A 17255-nucleotide genomic window follows, 5' to 3' on the forward strand; every position below is an offset into this window, starting at 1 on the left:
TAAGCCTTGAATTATATACCGGTTTTTACGCCGCTTGCAACCCAAGACCAAACTTTTTTCTCTTCCCTCGCAGCATCCGGTCCCGAAGGAACTGGGCAGCGCGGGTAGCGAAGCCCTCTACTATAACACTGGTTGGGGGGGCTGAGGAGTTCAGGCGCCAAATTTTCCAACTTTCTTCAAACGCGCCACTTCTCCAGGAGCTTTTCGGGGCTGAGGCTGTCGTAGCCTTCGAACGGCTGGTGGATCCAGGGGTTGGTCGGCAGGAACTCCACGGAGTAGTCGGGTGTGAAGGTGGACAGGCCTTTGGTCCAGATCACGGCGCTGCGCAGCTCCGTGATGGGCGCATAGTTGGTCTTCAGCATGTTGATCACTGCATGCAACGTGTGCCCGGAATCGGCCAGATCATCCACCAGCAGCACACGCCCCGCAATCTCTCCGCGCGGCGTGGTGATGAAACGGGCGATATCCAGGTGCCCCTGGACGGTGCCCGCCTCTGCCCGGTAGGAACTCGTCGACATGATGGCCAACGGCTTGTCGAAGATGCGGCTCAGGATGTCTCCCGGACGCAGGCCACCACGGGCCAGGCAAAGGATCGTGTCGAACTCCCACCCGGACTGGTGCACCTTGAGGGCGAGCTTCTCAATGAGGCTGTGGTACTCGTCATAGCTAACGTAGAGATGTTTGCCGTCTTCGGTCAACATGCAATGGCTCCTGGATGGATAACTTCGGGCGCAAGAAGAATGGAAACCAGCATCAGATTTCAGCTGGCAACGTAGGGGTGCCGCATCATGATGGTGTGGTCGCGGTCGGGGCTGGTCGAGATCATGTCGATGGGAACTCCCGTGACCTGCTCAATACGCTCCAGATAGCGGCGTGCGTTCTGCGGCAGCTTGGCGTACTCGGTCACGCCCACCGTGGACTCCGTCCAACCGGGCATTTTTTCATAGATGGGCGTGCACCGCGCGATGTCTTCGGCCCCCATGGGAAGCAGATCAATGCGCTCTCCGTCCAGTTCATAGCCGGTGCACAACAGCAACTCGTCCAAGCCATCCAGGACGTCCAGCTTGGTGATGCACAAACCGGACAGGCCGTTGACCTGGGCACTGCGCTTGAGCAACGCCGCGTCAAACCAGCCGCAGCGACGGCTGCGGCCTGTGGTAACGCCTTTTTCTGCACCGACCGTGCTCATGTGGTAACCCGGGGTTCCCGGTACTTCCCAATCAAGTTCCGTGGGGAAAGGACCGCCGCCGACGCGCGTGCAGTAGGCTTTGGTGATCCCCAGGATGTAGTGCAGCAACCCAGGGCCCACGCCCGAACCCGCCGCTGCGTTGCCCGCAACGCAGTTGCTGGAGGTCACGTAGGGATAGGTGCCGTGGTCCACGTCCAGCAGGGTTCCTTGCGCCCCTTCGAACAGCAGGTTGGCGCCCTCGCGGTGGGCGTCGTTCAATTCCCGCGACACGTCGGCCATCATGGGCTTGAGCAGTTCAGCGTGGCGCATGGCCTCGGCGTACACAACGTCAAACTGCACCTTGCCGTCCTGGATGTAAGGCTTGAGGGCGTCCCCAAAAACAAAGGAGCCCGAGCGCAAGTAGGTCGTGAGGATGTGGTTGTGCAGATCCAGCAGTTCGCGGAGCTTAGCCGCGAAGCGCTCGGGGTACTTCAGGTCCTGCACGCGCAACGCGCGCCGTGCGATCTTGTCTTCATAGGCCGGGCCGATGCCCCGCCCCGTGGTGCCAATCTTCTCAGTGCCGCCCTGCTCTCTCGCGGCCTCGCGCGCGACATCGATGGCGGCATGAAAGGGCAGGATCAGCGGGCATGCCTCACTGATGCGCAGGCGAGAACGCACCTCCACCCCCGCCTTTTCCAGCCCTTCAATTTCTTCGAACAGCTTGGCGGCCGACAGCACCACGCCGTTTCCGATGTAGCACTTGACGCCCGGGCGCATGATGCCACTCGGGATCAAATGCAGCGCCGTCTTGACGCCATTGATCACCAGGGTATGCCCCGCGTTGTGCCCCCCTTGGAAGCGGACCACGCCTTGAGCGCTTTCGGTTAGCCAATCGACCAGCTTGCCCTTGCCCTCGTCACCCCACTGGGTTCCGACCACCACTACGTTGCGCCCTTTGGTTGCTTTCATCTCAAACCCAATTTCAGTTGTCACTAGCCAATTGCTCACACAGCTTGCACGACCCACCGGCCTGCGATCTGCACCAATTCCCGGTCGCAATGGAATTCATCGACCTCGCTCTCGTGCCCCGGCAGCACGCACACCACGGTTTCACCTGCCTTGCGCAGATCAGCCACTGCCGCGTTCACGTCCACCGACTCGCCCCAAGGGGCCCGGATAGCCGCTTTCAAGGTTCGCGGCGAGACAACCCCGACCAGTTGCTTCACATCCAGGCTGAACCCGGCAGCAGGACGGTTGCGGCCAAAGACGGCTCCGACCTCGTCGTACCGGCCTCCGCGCACCAGTGCGTCGGACGCCCCGGTGGCGTACATGGCGAAACGCACGCCGCTGTAGTAGGCATAGCCCCGCTGGTCAGCCAAGTCAAACGTCACCCGGGCACCTTCGAGGCGCGACGCCAGCCACTTCAAATTGGAGAGCACCTCGGGGATGTCAGAGAAATGGCGGAGGGCCTTCTGGGCTTCCTCCAGCACCAATTCATCGCCATAGAGCTGAAGAAGCGCTGCCAAGCCATCGCGGGACTCCTTGGGAAAACCCTGGGTCAGCAAGGCAAGCTCGCTCGCATCCTTGGCCGCCAAGGCTCCGTGAATCGCGCTCAGCAGTGCCGGCTTGACCGCAAGCCCCGCCAACAAGCGACGCACGATGCGCACATCGGCCAAATCGATGGTGATCTCGCGCACCTCTGCCACCCGCAGACACTCCTGTGCCAGCAGCAACGCCTCAAGGTCCGCCTCAAGCCCGGCATGCCCGTAGATTTCGGCACCAAACTGAAGCGGCTCTCGCGTTGCATGCGGGCGATCGGGCCGGGTGTGCAGCACGGGGCCGCAGTAGCACAGCCGCGTCACACCTTTGCGATTGAGCAGATGCGCATCAATGCGGGCGACCTGGGGCGTGGTGTCAGCCCTCAGTCCCATGGACCGACCGGAGAGCTGGTCCACCAGTTTGAAGGTCTGGAGGTCGAGCGCCTCGCCGGTACCCGTCAGCAGCGACTCCAGGTGTTCCAGCAAAGGCGGCATGACCAGCTCATAACCATAGCAGCGAGCTGTATCAAGCAGCCCGCGACGCAGTTCTTCGATGTGCCGGGCTTCGGACGGCAAAACATCGGCAATGTGATCCGGAAGGACCCAAGCAGACATGGAGAAACGGGGAGGCTGTTAAAACCGCGATTCTACCGGGCGCGGCACCGCGCCCTCGAAAGGCCTTGAGAGGAAGAGCGTGCGAGGCTCTACAGCCAGAGCATCAGCAGCCCTGCGCCCAGGGCGAAAAAGGCGCATAGCCGAAGCTGCGAGTCCGGCAATTGAGAAAGTTGCGCCACCGCGCGCCGCCAGCTCTGGGGTGACACAAAGGGCAGCAGCCCTTCGATCACCAGCACCAGGGCAAGCGCTGTCCAGAACGTGTCAGAAGTCACCACGCAACGCCGCTGACTCTGGGGCCGCAGGGGTGGATTACTTGCGCGGGGCCGCCGGGGCAGCAGCCGCCTGGCCATTGCCGCGGAACGTCTTGAAGAAATCGGAAGACGCGGGATCCAGCACCATCACATCGCTCTTCTTGTTGAAGCTTGCCTTGTACGCCTCCAGGCTGCGGTAAAACTGCGCGAACTGCGGATCGCGGCCAAACGCCTCCGCATAGATGCGGGCAGCCTCGGCATCGCCTTCGCCCTTGACCTTTTGGGCATCGCGGTAGGCGTTGGCAATGGTGATTTCGCGCTGGCGATCCGCATCGGCGCGGATCTTCTCGCCTTCCGCCGCGCCGGTGGAGCGCAGCTCGTTGGCCACCCGCTTGCGTTCGGCCTCCATGCGGCGGTACACCGACTCGGTGATCGCCTCCACGTAGTCCACACGGGTAATCCGCACATCCACCACGTCAACACCCCAGGGCTTGGCGCCCCGCACGGTTTCCAGGACCTCGCGCTTCACATCAGCCATCAGGGCTTCGCGCTTGAGCGAGAGCAGTTCCTTGACCGTACGCTTGTTGATCTCTTCCTGGAACGCATTGCGCACCACGCGGTTGAGCTGCAGGGCACCCGCGCTCTCATCCAAACCCACGTTGCGGATGTACTCGGTAGGCTCGGAGATACGCCACCGCACATACCAGTCGATGACCACCCGCTGCTTTTCCGCCGTCAGCATGGGCTCCGTGTCGCTGCTGTCCAAAGTCAGCAGGCGCTTGTCGATGTACGACACATTCTGGAACGGGGGGGGCAATTTGAAATTCAGGCCCGGCTCGGTGATCACTTCCTTGATCTGGCCCAGCGCATACAGCACGCCAAACTGGCGCTGGTCGACCACGAAAAGCATGGAGCTCATGAGCGCCAGCACCACCAGGAAGGTCGATGCAATAAATCCAACTCTGTTCACGTGCAGCTCCTAGCGGGATTCGCGTTCGCGCGTGCGACTGCTGTCACGCGCCCGGGGATCATTTGAAAAGGTGGAAGGCGCGGCCGCGGGGGCCGCTGCAGGCGCCGCAGCGCTGCTGGCGGCAGGCGCCTCCGCGCCGGTCGAACCGCTCGCCACACTCTGCATGATCTTGTCCAATGGCAGATACAACAGGTTGGAACCCTGGCGCGATTCCACCAGCACCTTGGTCACGTTGCCGTAGATCTGCTGCATGGCGTCCAGGTACATGCGGTCCCGCGTCACCTGGGGCGCCTTTTGGTACTCGGCCAGGATGGCGGAAAACCGCTGCGCATCCCCTTGGGCCTGCGCAATGATGCGCGCCTTGTACGCCGCAGCCTCTTCGTTCAGGCGCGATGCCGAGCCGGCAGCCCGCGGAATCACATCGTTCGCATAGGCCTGGGCCTCATTCTTGGCCCGCTCACGCTCCTGCCCGGCCTTAAGCACATCGTCAAAGGAGGCCTGGACCTGCTCCGGCGGGCGGACACCGCCCTGCTGCAGATTGATCCCCACCACCTCGACCCCTACCTTGTACCGGTCCAGGATGGTCTGCATGAGCGTTCGCACGCGGGGAGCAATCTGATCGCGCTCTTCGGCCAGGGCCGTGTCCATGCGCATCTTGCCCACGACTTCGCGCACCGCGGTTTCTGCCGCCTGCACCACCGCGTCCGCGGGGTTCTTGCTTTCGAACAGCCAGGCGCGCGCGTCGTTCAGCCGGTACTGCACGGCAAACTTGATTTCGACGATGTTTTCGTCCTCGGTCAGCATGGCGGACTCACGCAGGCCGGTGCTCTTGATGATGCTGTCGCGTCCCACGTCGGCCGACCGGATCTGGGTGACAAACACCAGTTCGTGCCGTTCGATCGGATAGGGCAGACGCCAGTTGAAGCCCGCGCCCACCGTGCTCTTGTATTTGCCAAACTGCGTGATCACCGCCTGTTGGCCTTCCTGCACGATGAAGAACCCGGTTCCCATCCAGATGACGAAGACGATGCCCGCGATCAGGCCTGCGCCGACCCCGGCACTTTTCATGTCAGGCTGAAACCCGCCACCGTTGCCGGAGGGGCCACGGCCTCCGCCGTTCCTGGAACCGAACAAGCCGCCCAGCTTTCGGTTCAGGTCGCGCCACAGCTCGTCCAGGTCCGGGGGCTGGCCGCTACTGGGCCGCTGGTCTCCGCCCCGGTTGCCGGATGGCGGTGGAGTTGCGGGACGCTCGTCCGGACGCCCCCCTTCATCCGCCTTGTTGTCTTCGCCGCGCCCCCATCGAGGGTCATTCAGGTTGAACATGCCCCGAATACGTGCTGGTAGCGAAGCCCAGCGCAGGGTGCGATCTTGGAAGTTCATGCGCAGATCTCTGATTCTCTGGATGGCATAGAAGGTAGTGACGGCATTGTGCACAATCAAGCTGTGGCGCCAGGCAATTCAACATCGTCCCCAGGGGACATGCCGTCCTGGGCGGCGGCCAGCAGCACCCGGGAGGCCAATGCCCGGCGCAGAGCGTCCAGGCCTTCGCCCGAGCGCGCGCTGACGAACAAGCGGGGTAGCAGTCGCCCATCCATGTCGTAGCTGTCCTCCAGCACCGGCGGCCGCTGCTCCGGCGCCAGCGCATCCAGCTTGTTGAACACCAGTATCTGGGGAATGTCTGCGGCACCAATTTCCCGCAGCACTTTCTGCACCTGCTCCATCTGCTCGGGAAACCCTTCGTTGGAACCGTCCACCACGTGCAGCAGCAAGTCCGCGTCGATGGCTTCCTGCAGGGTGGCCTGGAAGGCGTCCACCAGCCCGTGGGGTAGATCCCGGATGAACCCGACGGTGTCCGACAGCGACACCGAGCGCCCGGCCTCTCCCAGGTACAGCTGCCGCGTGGTGGTGTCCAGGGTGGCGAACAGTTGGTCGGCCGCGTAGGCTCGCGCCTTCACCAGCGCGTTGAACAGCGTGGATTTACCCGCGTTGGTGTAGCCGACCAGTGAAATGTTGAAGGTGTCGCGCCGCTCGCGTTGCCGCCGCTGGGTCGCCCGCTGGCGCTGCACCTTCACCAGGCGTTCGCGGGTGCGCTTGACCGCATCAGCAATCATCCGGCGGTCCAGCTCGATCTGCTTTTCACCGGGCCCGCCCCGCGCGCCGATGCCCCCGGTCTGGCGTTCCAGGTGGGACCAGCGGCGCACCAGGCGGGTGCTCAGGTATTGGAGCCGGGCGAGTTCGACCTGCAGCTTGCCCTCATGGCTGCGCGCGCGCTGGGCAAATATCTCCAGAATCAGCAAGGTCCGGTCGTTGACCGGCAGTTCCAGGTGGCGCTCGAGATTGCGCTGCTGCGCGGGGCTGAGCGACTGGTCGAACAAGACCTCCACAGCGCCGTGCATTTGCGCCAGCGTGCGGATCTCATCGGCCTTGCCGCTGCCCACGAATAAGGCTGCATCGGGGGCCTTGCGCTTGCAGGTCAATCGGGCCACAGGCTGCAGGCCGGCCGTTTGGGCCAGCAAGCCCAGCTCTTCCAGCTCTCCGTCAAAGTGGGGCAGACCGAAATCCACGCCCACCAGCAGCACAGGGGTGCCGTCTACTGCCGCAGAGGTCATCGAGCAGAACGAGAGAGGCGCCCGGGCATTTTCACCCAGGAAAACGAACCGGCGCGACGAACCAACAACTCAAGCGTTGCTGCTGTCGGCATCAGAAGAGGTGTCGGCCGTAGAAAAATTCACCGCACGGCCGGGAACGATGGTGGAAATGGCGTGCTTGTAGACCATCTGGGTCACGGTGTTGCGCAGCAGCACCACGTACTGGTCAAACGATTCGATCTGCCCCTGCAGCTTGATACCATTCACGAGGTAAATGGAGACTGGGACATGTTCCCGACGCAAGGCGTTGAGGAAGGGGTCTTGCAAAAGCTGGCCTTTATTGCTCACGATATTCTCCGTGTTCAAAAATGTTGTTGTAAACCAGCACCTTACCACAGCAAGGGCTGGCCTTTGGACAAGAGCCACTTGGCCCTTCGCGGCAAGAGCCTTTCCCTCAGGCCTCGTCCTTGTCCACGAAGGGGTTGCGGGAGGTCTTCATCTCGATGCGCAGGGGCGTGCCCACCAAGTCAAACTCCTTGCGGAACCGGCTCTCCAAAAACCGCTTGTAGGCATCGGTGACGTGCTCCAGGGAGTTGCCGTGGATCACGATCACCGGGGGATTCATCCCGCCCTGGTGGGCATAGCGCATCTTGGGGCGGAACATGCCCGCCCGCTTGGGGCTCTGGAATTGCACCGCTTCCAGCAGCAAGCGCGTGAGTACAGGGGTGGACATCTTGCAGGTGGCCGCCTTGTGCGCCTGCACGATCGCCCCCCACAGCGGCCCCAGGCCCTGCCGTTTCTTGGCGGAAATGAAGTGCAATGAAGCGAACTTCAGGAATGCCAGCCGGGTTTCGATGGAACGCTCCACCAGCTGGCGCTGGTAGTCGTCCACCGCATCCCACTTGTTGACCGCCACCACCACGGCACGGCCGCTTTCGAGGATGTAGCCCGCAATGTGCGCATCCTGGTCGGTCACGCCCTGGGTCGCATCCAGCAGCAGCAAGACCACGTGTGCAGACTCGATGGCCTGCAGGGTCTTGACCACGGAGAACTTCTCGATCGCCTCGAACACCTTGCCCTTGCGCCGCAGCCCGGCGGTGTCGACCAGCTCGAAGCGCTGACCGTTGCGCTCGAAAGGCACGGCAATGGCGTCGCGGGTGGTGCCGGGCATGTCGAACGCGACCAGGCGCTCCTCCCCCAGCCAGGTGTTGATCAGCGTGGACTTGCCCACATTGGGCCGCCCGGCGACCGCCAGCTTGACGATGCCTTTGTCGATGTCCGCATCGGCGTCATCGGGCTCGGGCAGGTGCAGCGGCTCCAGCGCAAGGTCCACCAGGCTGCGAATGCCCTGCCCGTGCGCCGCGGACACCGGGTACACCTGGCCCAGGCCCAGTTCGTAGAACTCAGCCAGCTGCGCGCCTTCGAGCATGCCCTCGGCCTTGTTGGCGACCAGCAGGCAGGGCTTGCCAAGGCGGCGCAGGTAGTTGGCAATGTCGTGGTCCTGGGCGGACACACCGGCCCGCGCGTCCACCACGAAGATGACGACATCGGCTTCGGCGACGGCCTGCTGGGTCTGCTTGGCCATCTCCTTGTAGATGCCACTGGACGCGTCCGGCTCGAAACCACCGGTATCGATGACGATGTACTCGCGCTTGCCCTGCTTGCCATTGCCGTAGTGCCGATCACGCGTCAGTCCGGCGAAATCCGCGACGATGGCATCGCGGGACTTCGTCAGGCGATTGAAGAGCGTGGACTTGCCGACGTTCGGCCGGCCCACGAGGGCGATGACTGGCTTCATAGACACGGTCCGTCAGTCGGGGCGGAAGCCGTAGACGCCGCCGTTGCGCGTGACGACCACCAGGGTGTCCGCAGCGACCACAGGGCCCATGGAAACGCCCGAGCCGTCGGTGGTCAAGCGGTTGAGCGGCGAGCCGTCGGTGCGCGACAGCAGGTGCACCAGCCCGGTGTCATCGCCCACCACGACCGAGCGCCCCAACAGCAGCGGGGCCGTGAGCTTGCGGTACTTGAGCTTGTCGACAGACCAGAGGCGGGAACCGTCGCCGCGGCGCCAAGCGACCACGGTGCCGTTGCTTTCCGTGCCAAAAATGGCCTCGGCGTCGCCGTGCACCCCGTCAGTCCCGGCGGCGGGTTGCGACCAGGCCACCGTGCCACGGGCCGTGTTGACGCAGCCCACGGCGGCCTGGAAGGCCCGTGCGCAAACCGATTCGCCAACCCGGCTGGTGCGCCCGACCAGCTCCACGAGCCGCTCCACATCGTTGGTGCCGCGGGAACTGGCCAGCGGCGCCTCCCAGCGCACGCTGCCATTGTCCGGATTGAGCCCCACCAGCCGGCCTGAAAAGCCCACCACCAGGGTGTCCCCCACGGCCAGGAGCACGCCGGCCTGGCGCAGCACCAGCGGATCGCCGGTGCGCTGCTGGCTCCAGAGCTTGCGGCCGGTGCTTTCGTCAAAGGCGGCGACCGACCGGTCGGCCAGGAGCACGAACACGCGCCCACCCGCCACCAGCGGCGGCGTGAACACCTGGGCCGGCAGGGGCTGGCGCCAGGCTTCACGGCCGGACTGCAGCACGATCAGCGCACTGCCGCGCGAAACAACCGCCGCGGATTTGCCATCGCTGCCCACACCAGCCGACAGCGGCTCGCCCAACGCCGTGCGCCAGACGTCTCCGCCCGTGCGGGCATCGATCGCTGCAACCACGCCATCGGCCGACGCAAGGGTCACGATGTTCCCGGCGGCGTGCGCCTCCAGCGGAACGGCGTTGCCGGTGCCGACCTTGGTGGTCCAGGCCTGGCGCACGCCCAGGACCGCGACATTGGCGCCCAGGTCGGCTGGCACCGGCTTGTTGCTACCGCTGTTCCAGAGGGAACAGCCCGCCACGGAAGCGGCCACCAGGACCGCCACGCCGGTGGCCCGCAGCAGGCCCCCCGCGGTGTTTGCTTTCAGCGTGCTCATGGCTTCTTCACCCCTTCCGCCGCTGCGGCTTCGGCCACCGCGACGCTTTGCGGGGAAACCCCCAGCGCGCCCAGCTTCACTTCCACCAGGCGGCGGTACTCCACGCTGTCTTCCAGCAGCTTGTAGGCCTTGGAATACTCGGCAACCGCTTCCGCGCGCTTGTCTTGCGACAGGTAGATGTCGCCCCGGCGGTCGGCGGCGGTGGCCTCGAATTCCAGCGGCATGCCGGACGACAGTTGCTTGAGCGCTTCGTCGTAATTCTTCTGGTCCATCAGCACACTGGCCAGCCGCAGCCGGGCCAGCGCCTTGAGGCCTTCGTCGCCCGACTGGGAGGCCACCCAGGCCAGCACTTCCTTTGCGCCGTCCTCGTTGCCGGCTTCCACCAGGGTCTTGGCCAGCGCCAGGCCGGCCTGGCTGGCCTGGGTCGTGCCCGCGTACTTCGCCTTCAGGTCACCAAACGCCTGGGCCATGCGGCCCTGGTCGCCCGCGCGGGCCGCCACGTCCACGGCGTCATACAGCGCCGCAGCCTGGCTGGCCTGCCGGTTCTGCCAGTACTGGTAGCCGTTCCAGCCCACCAGGGACACCGTCACCACCAGCAGCACGGAACTGATGAGCGTGCCCCAGGTGTTCCAGAGGTGTTTGAGCTGGTCTAACTGCTCTTGTTCTTCAAGGTCGAGGTGATTTGCCATGGGTCGTTTTCTGTTCAGCGGGGGGATTGTAGGGTGGGAGCCCAGTCGGCCAGGGCGTCCAGCAGGCGCTCGCTCTGGGCGCCAGCACCGTCGCGCAGCGATTTGACGACCACGCTGCCGCGGGCCAGTTCATCCTCGCCAAAGATCAATGCCCACAGTGCGCCGCTGGCGTCCGCCTTCTTGAACTGGGACTTCATGCTGCCCATGCCTTCGCTGCCTGCCGGCGCCGCATGCATCTGCACGCGCACGCCCGCCTGCCGCAAGCGCTCGAGGGTGGCTGCGGCCACCGGCAGCGCGGCGGTCGACGGAATCACGGCATACACGTCGGGGACCAGCGCGGGCACTGCGCTTTCCTGCTCCTTGAGCAGCTCCAGCACCCGCTCCACCCCCAGCGCCCAGCCCACGGCCGGCGCGGGCTTGCCGCCAATCTGCTCGATCAGGTAGTCGTACCGGCCGCCGCCGCAGATCGTGCCCTGGGATCCGAGCTGATCGGTGACGAATTCAAAGACCGTGAGGTTGTAGTAGTCCATGCCGCGGACCAACCGGGGATTGACCGTCCAGGCCACGCCGTTGGCCGTGAGGATGGACTTCACCGTGTCGAAGTGCGCCAGCGATTGCGCCCCCAGAAAGTCGATCAGCCGGGGGGCCGCCTCGACCACGGCCTGCATGGCGGGATTCTTGGTGTCCAGGATGCGCAGCGGGTTGCTGTGCAGCCGCCGGCGGGCCTCCTCGTCCAGCACGTCGACGTGCTGCTCCAGGTAGGCGATCAGCGCGGCACGGTGGGCCTGGCGCTCCTGGGGCTGGCCCAGGCTGTTGAGCTCAAGCCGCACGTTTTGCAGCCCCAGTTCGCGCCACAGGGCGTTCGCCATCAGGATCAGCTCGGCGTCCACCTCGGCACCGGGGAAGCCCAGGGCTTCGGCGCCGATCTGGTGGAACTGGCGGTAGCGCCCGCGCTGAGGACGCTCGTGCCGGAACATGGGCCCCATGTAGTACAGGCGCTTGCCACCGTCGTAGAGCATGGAATGCTCGGCCACCGCGCGCACCACGCCCGCCGTGGCCTCGGGCCGCAGCGTGAGGTGCTCGCCGTTGAGGCGGTCCTCGAACGAGTACATCTCCTTCTCGACGATGTCGGTCACCTCGCCCAGCCCGCGCACGAACAGGGGCGTGGGCTCCACGATAGGGGTGCGGATGTTGCGGTAGGCATAGCGCGCCATGAGGTTGCGCACCTTGTCCTCCAGCCATTCCCAGCGCGCCGAATCGGGCGGAAGGATGTCGTTCATGCCCTTGATGGCAACCAGCTTCTGCATCTTGCTTGCTCTATCGAATTGTTATTTTTGAATGAAATTGGCCTCCAGCGCTTATCCATCAAGCGCGAGAAGCTATGAATTTAATAGCAAACCTAGACCACACCCGCTGCGCGCCCGAAGCGCCGCGCGATGTAGTCCTCGACGATCTGCTGAAACTCCCGGGCAATGCCCTCCCCGCGCAGCGTCATGGCCTTCTCGCCATCGATGAACACGGGGGCGGCGGGCGCCTCGCCCGTGCCAGGCAGGCTGATGCCGATGTCGGCGTGCTTGCTTTCGCCCGGCCCGTTGACGATGCAGCCCATGACGGCGACCTTGATGTTCTCCACGCCTGGATAGCGCGCCCGCCACACCGGCATCTGTGCCCGCAGGAAGTCGTCGATCTGCTTGGCCAGTTCCTGGAACGTGGTGCTGGTGGTGCGCCCGCAGCCCGGACAGGCCGTCACGCTGGGCACGAACACCCGCAGGCCCAGCGCCTGCAGGATCTCGGACGCCACCACGACCTCCTGGGTGCGGGCCTCGCCCGGCTGGGGCGTGAGCGAGACGCGGATGGTGTCGCCAATGCCTTCCTGCAGCAGCACCGACAGCGCCGCGGCCGACGCCACGGTGCCCTTGGTGCCCATGCCGGCTTCGGTCAGGCCCAGGTGCAGGGCATAGTCGCAGCGGCGGGCCAGCTCGCGGTACACGGCGATGAGGTCCTGCACGCCGCTGACCTTGCACGACAGGATGATCTGGTTGCCATGGAGGCCCATGGCCTCGGCGCGGCGGGCCGATTCGATGGCCGACGTGATCAAGGCCTCGTACATGACCTGGCGCGCCTCCCACGGACTGGAACGGCGGCTGTTGGCATCCATCAGCGCGGCCAGCAGGTCCTGGTCCAGGCTGCCCCAGTTCACGCCGATGCGCACGGCCTTGTCCCAGCGCATCGCCGCCTCGATCATCTGGCCGAACTGGCGGTCGCGCTTCTCGCCCTTGCCCACGTTACCGGGGTTGATGCGGTACTTGGACAGTGCCTGCGCACAGTCGGGAAACTCGGTCAGCAGCTTGTGGCCGTTGTAGTGGAAATCGCCCACCAGGGGGACGCTCTCCCCCATCCGGTCCAGTTGTTCGCGGATGTAGGGCACGGCCGCCGCCGCCTCCGGCGTGTTCACCGTGATCCGCACGAACTCCGACCCGGCCTGCGCGAGTTCCTTGACCTGGATGGCCGTCGCGATGGCATCCACGGTGTCGGTGTTGGTCATGGACTGCACGCGCACCGGCGCGTCGCCGCCCACGGTCACCACACGGGAGCCCCACACCACCTTGGCCTGGCGGGAGCGCCGAGGCAAGGGCGCCGCAAGGGCGATGGGCTCGTTTCCGTTGGAGGGGGTCGGATGCGTCACTTATTTCACCTCGAAGCGCGCGACGTTCTCGCGCGAAACCGCCGTCAGATCAAAAGGCTTGCCGCGCACCAGCACTTCCGTCATGTCCGCGCGCCCCACCACCACCGTCAGCGGCGTGGGCCCCGGAACGGCGACAGACTCTCCGGCCGCCAGCTTGCGCTGCAGGGCCACGGCGCCCGTGGCGTCCTTCACCTGCACCCACGACTCGCCCCGGGCGCGCAGCACCAGGGTTCCGGTGGGCTGCAGTGCAGCACTCGCCGCGCTGGCGGCAACCGCTGGCGTCGTTGCGACCGCCGGGGCCGGCGCTGCAGCGCCCGCGGCGTTCCCCGCCCCCGTGGCGGACGCCGCCACGGACGGCCGCTCGGCCACGGGCGGCTGCGCCGCGCTGGCCGTCACCGCCGGCTCTGGGGCCACGGCTGCAGAGGCCGCTGGTGCGGGGGCCGGCACGGCGGCCGCCACCGGCGCAGCCGTCGGTGCCTCGGCAGCCGGCATCGCCGACCCGGCCGCTGCCGGCGCGTTCGCCGGCGCCTCACCCCAGGGCTGGCGGGGCAGGAAGACCAGGACCACCGCGCCCACCAGCAGCGCCAACACGATCAAGGTCACCGACCGCGAGGTGGAAGACCCGGGCGAAAACGAGCCGCCACTGCCCTTGACCGGGGCATTGAGCCCCGCACTGTCCGCCGCCAGGCGCGGGCTCTTGCTTTGCGGAAGCAGTGCCAGCACCGGCGCGGGATCCAGCTTGAGCGTCCGGCACACACTCGAGGCCAACGCCCGCACGAAAACGGTGTCCGGCAGGGCTTCGTAATCGTCCGCCTCCAGGGCTTCCAGCTTGCTCACGGGCACCTTCAGGGCCACGGCCAGCGCGGCAATGTGCACACCCGCCGCCTGCCGCGCCTCGCGGAGCAGTCCGCCCGCGGTCATTCCCGCGCTCTCCACAACCTCACTCATTGAAAGCCCCACGCTCGTATGCACCCAGTTCCCGCGAATCGGGGAAGCGCTTGCGCAACTGGTCCGCCAGTTGCCGCATTGCCACCGTGTCACCCACGGCACGCTCCACCTTGATGCCGAGCCACAGGGACTCGGAATTGGCGTACTGGCTGTTGTTCAGGCGCCGGATGTAGAACTGCGCCCGGTTCAGCTCGTTGCGCCGAAACAGCAGCGACGCCAGGTGGTAGGCCACCACCGGATTGCCGGCGTCCAGCTCGTAGGCCTTGAGCAAGGACTCTTCGGCCTGTGCAAACTGGCCCGCGCTGGACTGGCACAGCCCCCGCGCCATCAGCGTCTTGGCCCGGGCGGTGTAGGTCGGGTTGCCCAGGGCGCGGACAAAATTCTGGTCCGCCTCGGCGTACTTCTGCTGCTGGCACAGCATCCACCCGTAGTTGTGCTCCAGGTTCGGGTCATTGGCCCGCAGCGCCATGGCCCGGCGGAAACTGTCGTCCGCCTGCGGGAAGTCCCCCAGGCGCATGTAGATGAGGCCGCGAAGGTTGAACGCATCCGCGTAGTTGGGATCCGCCGTCAAAGCCTGCTTGACCTCGTCCAGCGCCACGGCCGTCTGGCCGTTCTCGAAGTAGTTCGACGCAAGCTCCAGGCGGATGCGGGCGCGGCGCCGGGTTTCCGGCTCGTCCGACGGCGTCACGAGCCCCGCATTGGCATCGGCGCCGGCCGCCGTGCTGGCCGTGGTGGCACAGCCCTGCAGAACCGACACCACCGCCAGAACCCCGAAGGCCCAAGCCGACCCATGGCGCCATTGCTGCCAACGTCCAACCCATCCCACCATGTAGAGCCTCCTTGATGAAGTACGTCGAGTAGCCCGCCCGTCAAGCGACCGGCTTGAGGGCGATTGTCCGCTGCTTTGCCATCCGCTCGGCAGCACGCGTGCGGTCTTTGACATCGCCGGCCAGTTGGCCGCACGCCGCATCGATATCATCCCCGCGCGTCTTGCGCACCGTCGTGACAATCCCTGCGTCGCTCAAGGCCTTGGCAAAGGCCGCAACCCGTTCGGGTGCCGAGCGATGGAGCCCCGACGCCGGAAACGGATTGAAGGGAATCAGGTTGAACTTGCAGCGCACTCCGGCGCCGCGCGCCGGCTGCACCAGTTCGATCAATTGCCGTGCGTGCTCGGGCTGGTCATTGACGCCGTCGAGCATGCAATATTCAAAGGTAATGAAATCCCGGGGGGCATGGGCCAGGTAGCGGTTGCACGCGGCCAGCAGTTCCTGCAGCGGGTATTTGCGGTTCAGCGGCACCAGGTTGTCCCGCAGCGCATCGTTGGGCGCGTGCAGCGACACCGCCAGCGCCACCGGGCAGTCGGCGGCCAGCCGGTCCATCATGGGCACCACGCCCGAGGTGGACACGGTCACGCGCCTGCGCGACAGGCCATAGCCATGGTCGTCCAGCATGGTCCGCAATGCCGGAACCAGGGCGGAATAGTTTTGCAGCGGCTCGCCCATGCCCATCATGACCACATTGGAGATCACGCGGTCGTCGGAGGCCAGGCGCTTGCGCAAGGCGTGCTCGGCAAACCACAGCTGGGCGATGATCTCGCCGGTGGTCAGGTTGCGGCTGAAGCCCTGGTGCCCCGTGGAGCAGAAGCGGCAGCCCACCGCACAGCCCGCCTGCGAGGAAATGCAGAGGGTGCCCCGGTCGTCTTCGGGGATGAACACGGACTCGACGGCGTTGCCGTCGCCCACGTCAAACAGCCACTTCACCGTGCCGTCGGCCGACACGTGTTCGGAGATGACCGGCAAGGCCTCGACCCGGGCGCAGCCCTTGAGCTTGTCGCGCAGGGCCTTCGCCAGATCGCTCATGGCATCGAAGTCGCTGGCGCCCCGCTGGTGGATCCAGCGGAACAGCTGGGTCGCGCGAAACCGCTTCTCGCCCAGCTTTTCACAAAAGGCGGCCAGCCCTTCGAGATCGAATTCAAGCAAATTGGTTGTCATTGCACTCTCCTCCAGCACGGGTGAGCGCAACCGCCCCCATGGCTTAGCAACCTCGCTGCGGCGAGGGCGGCAGACATGGGAGCCCCCATGTCAGCGCGAGTAGACGTTCAGGCCGGGGAAGAAGAAAGCCACTTCCACCGCTGCGGTTTCGGCAGCGTCCGAGCCGTGCACGGCGTTGGCGTCGATGCTGTCAGCGAAGTCAGCGCGGATCGTGCCGGCTTCAGCCTTCTTCGGGTCCGTTGCGCCCATCAGTTCGCGGTTCTTCAGAATCGCGTTCTCGCCTTCCAGGGCCTGGATCATCACGGGGCCGGAGATCATGAAGTCCACCAGATCCTTGAAGAAAGGACGCTCTTTGTGCACAGCGTAGAACTGCTCGGCCTCACGGCGGGACAGGTGGACCATGCGGGCGGCCACGATCTTGAGGCCGGCGGCTTCAAAACGTGCATAGATCTGGCCGATGACGTTCTTGGCCACGGCGTCGGGCTTGATGATGGAGAGAGTGCGTTCGATTGCCATATTGAATTCCTGTTGGGATGTTGCTGAAACTCGTTTGCCCACCGGACAAAGCCTTTGATTCTAACCGGCTGGTCCGCATGCCGCGCGCTCAGCGCCCGCCGCCCCGGCGGGGGCCGCCGCCGCCCGGACGCCGCTTGTCCTGGCGGTGGCGCGAGAGGCTGTCCATGCCGATGTACCCGACCGACGTTTTCATGGGATCCGGCTGGCCACCCCCGCCGCCGCCACCACCGGCATTGCCGCCGCGGGAGGGCCCCTGGCCCGCGCCCCGGCGGGGCTTGCCGCCCCCCCGCCCTGCCTCGGGCGCGCCCGCCGACAGATCCCGGC

17 protein-coding genes and 1 pseudogene are annotated in these 17255 nt (G+C 65.5%); all 18 read right to left on the minus strand.

The window, feature by feature from the left end; translation table 11 throughout:
• Positions 1 to 176 precede the first annotated feature (176 nt).
• On the minus strand, positions 177 to 701 hold the full coding sequence (locus LWW96_RS10675; protein WP_291486763.1) for a phosphoribosyltransferase: 525 nt from the start codon (positions 699 to 701) through the stop codon (positions 177 to 179).
• A 59-nt stretch (positions 702 to 760) separates the two neighbouring features.
• Positions 761 to 2137 (minus strand): adenylosuccinate synthase, encoded by a 1377-nt coding sequence (locus LWW96_RS10680; protein ID WP_291486795.1) that lies wholly within the window; start codon positions 2135 to 2137, stop codon positions 761 to 763.
• Between the two features lie 35 nt (positions 2138 to 2172).
• Positions 2173 to 3321 (minus strand): ATP phosphoribosyltransferase regulatory subunit, encoded by a 1149-nt coding sequence (locus LWW96_RS10685; protein WP_291486765.1) that lies wholly within the window; start codon positions 3319 to 3321, stop codon positions 2173 to 2175.
• 89 nt (positions 3322 to 3410) lie between these two features.
• Positions 3411 to 3593 (minus strand): DUF2065 domain-containing protein, encoded by a 183-nt coding sequence (locus tag LWW96_RS10690; RefSeq protein ID WP_291486767.1) that lies wholly within the window; start codon positions 3591 to 3593, stop codon positions 3411 to 3413.
• A gap of 37 nt (positions 3594 to 3630) precedes the next feature.
• Positions 3631 to 4542 (minus strand): protease modulator HflC, encoded by a 912-nt coding sequence (gene hflC / locus LWW96_RS10695; protein ID WP_291486769.1) that lies wholly within the window; start codon positions 4540 to 4542, stop codon positions 3631 to 3633.
• A gap of 9 nt (positions 4543 to 4551) precedes the next feature.
• Positions 4552 to 5922, minus strand: coding sequence for an FtsH protease activity modulator HflK (hflK, locus tag LWW96_RS10700; RefSeq protein WP_291486771.1), 1371 nt, complete (start codon positions 5920 to 5922; stop codon positions 4552 to 4554).
• A gap of 56 nt (positions 5923 to 5978) precedes the next feature.
• Positions 5979 to 7151: a GTPase HflX gene (gene hflX / locus LWW96_RS10705; protein ID WP_291486773.1), complete on the minus strand. Its 1173-nt coding sequence runs from the start codon at positions 7149 to 7151 to the stop codon at positions 5979 to 5981.
• A gap of 69 nt (positions 7152 to 7220) precedes the next feature.
• Positions 7221 to 7496: an RNA chaperone Hfq gene (gene hfq / locus LWW96_RS10710; RefSeq protein ID WP_291486775.1), complete on the minus strand. Its 276-nt coding sequence runs from the start codon at positions 7494 to 7496 to the stop codon at positions 7221 to 7223.
• A gap of 88 nt (positions 7497 to 7584) precedes the next feature.
• A complete protein-coding gene (der, locus tag LWW96_RS10715; RefSeq protein ID WP_291486777.1) occupies positions 7585 to 8928 on the minus strand; it encodes a ribosome biogenesis GTPase Der in 1344 nt (447 codons plus the stop codon).
• 12 nt (positions 8929 to 8940) lie between these two features.
• Positions 8941 to 10101: an outer membrane protein assembly factor BamB gene (gene bamB, locus LWW96_RS10720; RefSeq protein ID WP_291486779.1), complete on the minus strand. Its 1161-nt coding sequence runs from the start codon at positions 10099 to 10101 to the stop codon at positions 8941 to 8943.
• A complete protein-coding gene (locus LWW96_RS10725; RefSeq protein ID WP_291486781.1) occupies positions 10098 to 10790 on the minus strand; it encodes a tetratricopeptide repeat protein in 693 nt (230 codons plus the stop codon). The genes bamB and LWW96_RS10725 overlap by 4 nt, the downstream gene beginning before the upstream one ends.
• Positions 10791 to 10804: 14 nt before the next feature.
• Positions 10805 to 12097 carry a histidine--tRNA ligase gene (gene hisS, locus LWW96_RS10730; protein ID WP_291486783.1) on the minus strand — a complete coding sequence of 431 codons (1293 nt, stop codon included), beginning with the start codon at positions 12095 to 12097 and terminating at the stop codon, positions 10805 to 10807.
• Between the two features lie 92 nt (positions 12098 to 12189).
• A complete protein-coding gene (gene ispG / locus LWW96_RS10735) occupies positions 12190 to 13476 on the minus strand; it encodes a flavodoxin-dependent (E)-4-hydroxy-3-methylbut-2-enyl-diphosphate synthase (RefSeq protein ID WP_291486785.1) in 1287 nt (428 codons plus the stop codon).
• Entirely contained in the window at positions 13477 to 14397 is a 921-nt protein-coding gene (locus tag LWW96_RS10740; protein WP_291486787.1) for a helix-turn-helix domain-containing protein, read from the minus strand.
• Between the two features lie 19 nt (positions 14398 to 14416).
• Positions 14417 to 15253, minus strand: a complete 837-nt coding sequence (pilW, locus tag LWW96_RS10745; RefSeq protein ID WP_291486789.1) for a type IV pilus biogenesis/stability protein PilW — start codon at positions 15251 to 15253, stop codon at positions 14417 to 14419.
• 40 nt (positions 15254 to 15293) lie between these two features.
• A complete protein-coding gene (gene rlmN / locus LWW96_RS10750) occupies positions 15294 to 16415 on the minus strand; it encodes a 23S rRNA (adenine(2503)-C(2))-methyltransferase RlmN (protein WP_291486791.1) in 1122 nt (373 codons plus the stop codon).
• Between the two features lie 90 nt (positions 16416 to 16505).
• On the minus strand, positions 16506 to 16931 hold the full coding sequence (gene ndk, locus LWW96_RS10755; protein WP_291486793.1) for a nucleoside-diphosphate kinase: 426 nt from the start codon (positions 16929 to 16931) through the stop codon (positions 16506 to 16508).
• An 88-nt stretch (positions 16932 to 17019) separates the two neighbouring features.
• Positions 17020 to 17255, minus strand: a pseudogene (locus tag LWW96_RS10760) (23S rRNA pseudouridylate synthase B); the annotation flags it as partial.

The organism is Acidovorax sp. (assembly GCF_021287135.1).
Classification (GTDB): Bacteria; Pseudomonadota; Gammaproteobacteria; order Burkholderiales; family Burkholderiaceae_C; genus Acidovorax.

Coding starts and splice junctions, on each gene's coding strand:
- der (WP_291486777.1), bottom strand. CDS start 8,928: ATGAAGCCAGTCATCGCCCTCGTGGGCCGGCCGAACGTCGGCAAGTCC.
- bamB (WP_291486779.1), bottom strand. CDS start 10,101: ATGAGCACGCTGAAAGCAAACACCGCGGGGGGCCTGCTGCGGGCCACC.
- hisS (WP_291486783.1), bottom strand. CDS start 12,097: ATGCAGAAGCTGGTTGCCATCAAGGGCATGAACGACATCCTTCCGCCC.
- hflX (WP_291486773.1), bottom strand. CDS start 7,151: ATGACCTCTGCGGCAGTAGACGGCACCCCTGTGCTGCTGGTGGGCGTG.
- hflK (WP_291486771.1), bottom strand. CDS start 5,922: ATGAACTTCCAAGATCGCACCCTGCGCTGGGCTTCGCTACCAGCACGT.
- LWW96_RS10740 (WP_291486787.1), bottom strand. CDS start 14,397: ATGACCGCGGGCGGACTGCTCCGCGAGGCGCGGCAGGCGGCGGGTGTG.
- ndk (WP_291486793.1), bottom strand. CDS start 16,931: ATGGCAATCGAACGCACTCTCTCCATCATCAAGCCCGACGCCGTGGCC.
- pilW (WP_291486789.1), bottom strand. CDS start 15,253: ATGGTGGGATGGGTTGGACGTTGGCAGCAATGGCGCCATGGGTCGGCT.
- LWW96_RS10725 (WP_291486781.1), bottom strand. CDS start 10,790: ATGGCAAATCACCTCGACCTTGAAGAACAAGAGCAGTTAGACCAGCTC.
- LWW96_RS10680 (WP_291486795.1), bottom strand. CDS start 2,137: ATGAAAGCAACCAAAGGGCGCAACGTAGTGGTGGTCGGAACCCAGTGG.
- LWW96_RS10685 (WP_291486765.1), bottom strand. CDS start 3,321: ATGTCTGCTTGGGTCCTTCCGGATCACATTGCCGATGTTTTGCCGTCC.
- LWW96_RS10675 (WP_291486763.1), bottom strand. CDS start 701: ATGTTGACCGAAGACGGCAAACATCTCTACGTTAGCTATGACGAGTAC.
- rlmN (WP_291486791.1), bottom strand. CDS start 16,415: ATGACAACCAATTTGCTTGAATTCGATCTCGAAGGGCTGGCCGCCTTT.